The organism is Neisseria benedictiae (assembly GCF_958267435.1).
GTDB classification, from domain to species: domain Bacteria; phylum Pseudomonadota; class Gammaproteobacteria; order Burkholderiales; family Neisseriaceae; genus Neisseria; species Neisseria bergeri.
In genome coordinates this window covers 113,353-119,816 of sequence record NZ_CATQFV010000025.1, presented here as the reverse complement: position 1 = coordinate 119,816, position 6,464 = coordinate 113,353, and the positions used below count along the sequence as shown (strand labels likewise).

Sequence of the window (6,464 nt, the reverse complement as noted above, 5' to 3'; positions counted from 1 at the left end):
AAAGTGCAAGGGAGTTGCAAATAATGCAATAAATTGCCAAAGTTTTTTCTCAGAAAATGCCGAGATTTTTCTCGGTGCGCTTCACTGTTTAACAGACCATTAAACGGGGATAAATTTGCGCAAAAGCTGATACAATTTCCTACGCTTCGGTGGTGCAAAAGCTGCCGTAAATTTGTGCAAAAGCTGCCGTCGCCTTACATTAATGCTGCGGCTCTGAAACCATACCGCCTTCATCAAAATCCGGCTCCGGTTCGTTTTGCAGCGTTTTACCGTTCAATTTCAACTGATTGTTTTTCAGAGAAATGGCAGTATCAATCTGGTCGCCGTTCAAAGTCAGATATTTTTCCCTCGCCATACTTTGAACCGTACTGTCCACCATCAGGCGCAAAGTCTCGTTGATGTCGTCAAGACTTGCCCTGCCTTCCGCCTCATCTTCGGCATTGACGCTGAAAATATTGCCTGCCTGACTGACCGCCAAATCTTCCAACATTTTTTGAGGAATACTCATTCTGATGTCTGCCTCGGTTTTCTTCAACATCAGTCCCAATTGGTTCAAATCTTCCTTCTTCATGTCTTTAAACATGATTTTTCCGCCCACATCAATTCTTCCCTGAGGCAGGGTGAAACGGAAAGTTTTGATATTTAGCACCGGGTCATGGGTAAATAATCCGGAAGCCTCGCCTTTGACTGCAGTAATCAAATCATTGCGGATTTGTTCTTCAGTCATTTTTTTGGCAGAAATTTGTGCAAACTTGCGTTTCAATACGGTTAAGGCAGAAGCATCGAGATGTTCGGCGGCGATATGGATATCCAGCGGGCCATATTTTTCATCGCCGTAAACCAGCGTGTCAAAACGGAACTGCCCTTCACTGTTGATAAATGAGCCTGATTCCCCGGTCTTGGTTGAAAAAGCCAGTTTGCCGACTTCGATTTTGGAAGGTGCGATGCTGCCGTTGGGATTGATAAACGCGCCAATCTGCAAATCGGTAACAAGATTGACCAGTTCGTTTAACTTGACGTTGTAATCGACACCCTCTTTCCATTCTAAGGAAAATTTTTCCAAGGTCAGATTGCTGCTGCCCAAAGCAAGCGGATTGATGCCGTCTGAAGTTTCCGAATCGAAATGCATTTTTTCAAACGCGGCATCGCCTTTATCTGCCAGCTTGATTTTAAACAAAGGGGCATCATAGCCGTTCCGGTAGCTTTTGAAACCTTTTTGATAAACCGTTTCCCCCGTCAGGCCTTCCCAGTGCAGCCTGATGCCCGACAGTTCTTCATAATCGAAGGCGGGAACACTGACTTCCATTTTACCGCTGCCGTTAAAATAAACGGTATTGGCAAGGGAAACCGGAGCTTGTTTTCCAAAAAAGCGTTCCAGAACTTTTTCCGTTTCAGGCGCGTATTTGAACTCGGTTTCAATGTGCGCCTGCGTGCCAAATCCGCCGGCAAAAGGACCGTGCGTGATATGGTTTACCAGCGTAACCGGCTGTTCCAACACTGTTCTCAGGTTATCCGGCAGGTATTTCTGCGCATTATGCAGCAATTCGGGTTTCAGACGGATGACCGTCGTTTCCGTAGAGGTAAACCAGCCACGGTCATATTGGTGCGATTCGACGGTCAAGAAGCCCGTTTCCTGCAATATTTTTTGCTGCTGCGTCAGGCTTTCTTCGGCTTTGACACCCAAATAATAAGGTGTACCCAAAGCAACGCCGAGCAATACTGCCGCAACCGAAATCAAAGGTTTTTTCATCACTTCAAACAAGCAGGTTTCAAAGGCACTAGAATAGCATTATTTAAGCGTATCCCGCCATATTTCTTTAAAAGAAATGCCGTCTGAAACCTGTTCGGACGGCATTTTCCGGATGCGGAGAAATCAGAAATCCAATTCCGCCTTCAGCCAGTAAGTGCGCGGCATACCGACGACGGCGAAGCTGCGGTCGAATTGTCCGCGCTGTACCTGCCAGTAGTTTTTGTTGAACAGGTTCTCCACCGAGCTGCTGACGGTCAAAGTATTTTTGCCCAGCTTGGTTTTGTAGCGCGCGCCTACGTCAACCAAAATGTAAGACGGGAAGGCGTATTGTTTTTTCGTATCTTGGTAAGACTTGCCGAAATACGAAACGTTGCCGTTCAAGGTCAAACCTTTGGCAAACGGGGTATCCCATTCCACGCCCGCTTTGGCAATCACGCGCGGGTTGGCAACTTGTACGCCGTTAACCAGCATATCGCGCGAATTCGGATAATTCTTCACGGTCGATTGCAAGTACATCAGGCCGAAAGTCGGACGCAGGGTTTTGTTTAACAGATTGGCATAGGCATTGAATTCGATACCACGGCTGCGTTCCATGCCTTGTTCATCTCCGTCTGCGCCGCCTTGCGCTTTATAGCGGGCGAAATCGGAATTGTTGCCATAAGTCAGGTTGCCTTTCTTATCGGTCTGACCGCGCCAGTATCCCGGGCGTTTGATTTGGAACGCGTTCAACGTCGTAACAAAATCGCCCCAGTTTTTGCGTACACCGATTTCAAACTGGCGGCTGACGCTCGGTTTAGCCAGCGTGGTGTTGCCTGTGCCGTCGTCTTTGATGTTGGCAGGCTCAAGGTCTTCCATATAGTTGCCGTAAACTACCAAATCGGGCTGCGGCACCCACGCCGCCATCAGCATCGGGCTGAAGCGTTTGGCATCAGCGCTCTGTGATTTTTTCTTGTCGGTGGATTCAACTGCTTGGAAACGACCGCCCAAGGTCAAGCGATATTTGTTGCCGGCAAAACCCAGTGTATCGGACAAAGCAAGGCTGTTGACTTTGATATTGACATCCTTGGTGGCGGTTTTCGCCCAAGAATTGGGATAGTCGGCTGTAAACGATGCCAATTGATGCTCAATATTTCCGTTTGCCTTCACTTCCGCCTTGTTTGTTCCGGCTGCACTACCATCGATCGTTGCACGTTGACGGATGATGCGGTCGAAAGCCGTACTCCAATTATGCGTAACCGGGCCGGTTTCAAATTCGCCGCGTGCGGTCAAGTTCATACTCAAGGTGCGGAAATATTGGTCGGTCAGTTTCGCCGTGCCGGTGTGGTATTGGTTGGCAGCCGTGCAGGTTGCGGTTTGGCTGCTCGCACCGCCTGTACCGCAAACGGTCGGGGAAATCAGCGTGCCGTAATAGCGCGCCTTGTTGTAGCCGATGCCGCCGGTAATTTGGGCATTGTCAAACGTATCCCATTCAAAGGTCAGCATATTGGTTTCGCCGACGGTATTTTGCCAGTTCCACGCAGGCAGCAGGTTGGTTTTGCCGTCGGGCGCGTCAAACAAGCGTCCGCCGGCATTTTGAATATCCTGAATACGCGCGCGGCCGCCGTTGGTTTTGCGTTTCGCGTAGATGGAATCGAATGCCACGCGCAGTGTTTCGCCGCGATAGTCGGCATTCAAGGCAAATTCTTTGTTGTCCTCGCTGTAACCGTGGCGCGGGGTGTCGCCGTGGCGCAGTTTGCCGTTGGCGCGCACACCGAATTCTTTGTTTTCGCCGAAGCGTTGGCCCAAGTCGAACGTACCTTGGGCGCGGCTGTTGCTGAAATAGCCCAAACCGATTTTGCGGTTGCCTTCATCGGCGGCTTTTTTGGTTTCGATATTGACGGAACCGGATACCGCGCCTTCGGGGTCCATGCCGTTTACGGCGGTGGACGCGCCTTTAATCAGCTGTGCGGAGCCGACTTGCACGCTGGCTGTGCCTTGCGTGCCGTACATACCCGCCAAACCGTTGACGCTGAATTGGCGCGCATCAAGCTGATAACCTCGGAAATACAGGCCGGTCAGCGTGTTGCTTTCGCCGCCGAACTGCCAAACGGAAGCGTCTTTTTTCGCTACGGCATCCACCAAAGTACGCGCTTCAGTATTGTTGAGGGCTTTTTCGTCGTAATTGACCACGGTAATCGGAGCGGTAAAGGCGTTGGCTTTGCCTAACACACCCAAATTCACACGGTCGCGCAAGTCGCCGTCGCTGGCGATGGAGTAAGAACGGGCGGCTTTGACGCGCTTGGCATCGGCACGGACATGAACCTGTCCGAGTTCGCCCTGCTGCGGAACATTGTCGGCGGCAGACGAAAACGCGCTCAAAATCAACAGCGGCATTAAGGCAAGTTTTTTGTTCATGAAAACGCTCTCTTTTTAAGTATTAAGGAATAAATATAAAAATAAACAAACTTGTCAGATATTCGAGCAGCAATTATATTTGATAATCACAACTATTACTGGAAAAACTCAATCAGGCGGAGTTATCTTACTGTTAAATATTGGTTTATTTTTTATTCTCCGGTGTCTGTTTTCTACCACAGCCGATTTAGCTTCCATCAAACTGCATTTAAATGACTGAGCTGGAAATGACAAATTGCACAGGTTTCTCCGTTTAATCAGATATGGGTTTCCATCCTCGGCAGTTTCGGACATTTGACCGTTTCCGCCTTCCTGCCCCCGCTGCCAATAAAAATGCCGTCTGAAATATCGGCACGATACTTCAGACGGCATACCCGCCCGTTTTCCCGCATTTCCGGGAGCGGGCTGAAATTTAAACGTGTGCGGAAATGATTTTCAACATTTGCGCCAGCACTTTGGGATTGGCAGCCACAATATCTCCGCTTTCCAGCCAGCCGTCTTCACCCGTCATATCGGTTACGATACCGCCCGCTTCCTGAACAATCAATGCGCCTGCGGCAATATCCCACGGTTTGAGGTTGAACTCGAAAAAGCCGTCAAAACGACCAGTCGCTACGGCGCACAAATCCAAAGAAGCCGCGCCTTCACGACGGCCGCCGGCGGTTTTTGCCAAAAAGTCTTTCAAAATCGCCAGATACTTGTCCATCATGCTTTGATCGACAACGGGGAAGCCCGTACCGATCAGGCAGCGGTTCAATTCGATGCGGTTGGAAACGCGGATGCGGCGGTCGTTGAGCAGCGCGCCTTTGCCGCGCGAAGCCATATAAACGTCGTTGCGTTCGGGGGCGTACACCAAAGCTTCCTGCAACACGCCTTTGTGCAGGAGTGCCATAGAGATGGCGTATTGGGGATGGCCGTGGAGGAAATTGGTCGTGCCGTCGAGCGGATCGATAATCCATTCGTATTCGGCAGCGGCTTCGCCGTGGGAGCCGCTTTCTTCGCAAGTGATTTTGTGGTGCGGATAGGCTTCTTTCAAAGCCTCAACCAGGATGATTTCGGAATTGCGGTCAACATCGGAAACAAAATCGTTGAAGGCTTTGCTGTCGGTTTTGACGGCATCGAGGTTGCCTGCGGCGCGTATCATCATCTGACCGGCACGGCGGGCGGCTTTAAAGGCTGTATTCAAAAACGGATTCATCAGATTTCCTTAAGGGTGGCATACCGCCGGTTCGGACGCGCAGTCCTTCGGAGCGGCAAAATCGGAGTTTATTTGGTTGGGGTAAACCCTGCCAAATCGGGTAAAATACCGCCTGACGCGTGTCTACTTCAGGCGCAACGTTAAATTTCCGACGTTGTTAAAGAACAGTTCAGACGGCATTTGACCGTCCGAACGAAAAAGACGGCGCATTATACCCTATTCCATTCCGACCGAAAACCGAACATGACTTCCGAAAAACCCGCCCTGCCCGCTTATCTGGACAACATCCGCATCGTCCTGACCCGCACCAGCCACCCCGCCAACATCGGCTCTGCCGCACGCGCAATGAAAACAATGGGTCTGCACAAACTGACCATCGTCGCCCCCAATCTGATGGCAACGCCGATGACGGAAAATCCGCCCGTTTTCAATCCCGATGACGTGCAAAGTTTTGCACTGCCTGAAGAAAGTTTCATCCTCGCTTCGGGCGCGGCGGACGTATTGCACAACGCCAAAATCGTCGCCACGCTGGACGAAGCCCTCTCCGATACCACCATCGCCTGCGCCCTCACCAGCCGCCGCCGCGAAATCACCGCCCCGCTGCAAACGCCGCGCGCACTTGTTCCCGAGCTGTTGCAGGCGGCGCAACGCGGCGAACAGGCCGCACTCGTGTTCGGCAACGAAACTTTCGGCTTGAGCATCGAAGAAGTCCAAGCCTGCAACCGACTGATGACCATCAACGGCAACCCCGACTATTTCTCGCTCAACCTCGCCCAAGCCGTGCAGGTCGTGTGCTACGAAATCTTCAGCCAAACCGATTCGCCCATGACCCACCTTCAACAAGAAGACCATACCGCGACCCACGAGCAAATCAAAGGTATGGTCGCCCATATGGAAAGCGTGATGGACAGCATCGGCTTTTTCAACCGCCGCAACGGCGAACGCCTGATGCGCCGTATGCAGAGCCTGTTCGGACGCGCCAACACGCAAACGGAAGACATCGACATCCTGCGCGGTTTTTTCAATACGCTGCAACAGCGTCTGAAGGACGGGCAATCCTAAGCACATGCCGTCTGAATCCGCTTTTCAGACGGCATTTCAGGAAAAATCAGAATACAGAAA

General features: G+C 51.1%; 5 protein-coding genes. 1 reads left to right on the top strand and 4 read right to left on the bottom strand.

What is annotated here, in order from left to right; translation table 11 throughout:
* Positions 1-199: 199 nt before the first annotated feature.
* The 4 genes from Q3O12_RS02135 to Q3O12_RS02120 all read right to left on the bottom strand — a co-directional run bounded on the left by Q3O12_RS02135 (position 200) and on the right by Q3O12_RS02120 (position 5,342).
* Entirely contained in the window at positions 200-1,750 is a 1,551-nt protein-coding gene (locus tag Q3O12_RS02135; protein WP_301669107.1) for a YdgA family protein, read from the bottom strand.
* A 123-nt stretch (positions 1,751-1,873) separates the two neighbouring features.
* On the bottom strand, positions 1,874-4,144 hold the full coding sequence (locus tag Q3O12_RS02130; RefSeq protein ID WP_301669106.1) for a TonB-dependent receptor: 2,271 nt from the start codon (positions 4,142-4,144) through the stop codon (positions 1,874-1,876).
* Between the two features lie 257 nt (positions 4,145-4,401).
* The gene (locus Q3O12_RS02125; protein ID WP_301669105.1) at positions 4,402-4,536 is read right to left on the bottom strand and encodes a hypothetical protein; all 135 of its coding nucleotides are present in this window, start codon (positions 4,534-4,536) and stop codon (positions 4,402-4,404) included.
* Positions 4,537-4,556: 20 nt separating this feature from the next.
* Positions 4,557-5,342: an inositol monophosphatase family protein gene (locus Q3O12_RS02120; RefSeq protein ID WP_301669104.1), complete on the bottom strand. Its 786-nt coding sequence runs from the start codon at positions 5,340-5,342 to the stop codon at positions 4,557-4,559.
* Between the two features lie 243 nt (positions 5,343-5,585).
* On the opposite strand from Q3O12_RS02120, the gene Q3O12_RS02115 reads away from it, so the two are divergent.
* The gene (locus Q3O12_RS02115) at positions 5,586-6,404 is read left to right on the top strand and encodes an RNA methyltransferase (RefSeq protein ID WP_301669103.1); all 819 of its coding nucleotides are present in this window, start codon (positions 5,586-5,588) and stop codon (positions 6,402-6,404) included.
* Positions 6,405-6,464: the final 60 nt, after the last annotated feature.

Coding starts and splice junctions, on each gene's coding strand:
- Q3O12_RS02130 (WP_301669106.1), bottom strand. CDS start 4,144: ATGAACAAAAAACTTGCCTTAATGCCGCTGTTGATTTTGAGCGCGTTT.
- Q3O12_RS02120 (WP_301669104.1), bottom strand. CDS start 5,342: ATGAATCCGTTTTTGAATACAGCCTTTAAAGCCGCCCGCCGTGCCGGT.
- Q3O12_RS02115 (WP_301669103.1), top strand. CDS start 5,586: ATGACTTCCGAAAAACCCGCCCTGCCCGCTTATCTGGACAACATCCGC.
- Q3O12_RS02125 (WP_301669105.1), bottom strand. CDS start 4,536: ATGCGGGAAAACGGGCGGGTATGCCGTCTGAAGTATCGTGCCGATATT.
- Q3O12_RS02135 (WP_301669107.1), bottom strand. CDS start 1,750: ATGAAAAAACCTTTGATTTCGGTTGCGGCAGTATTGCTCGGCGTTGCT.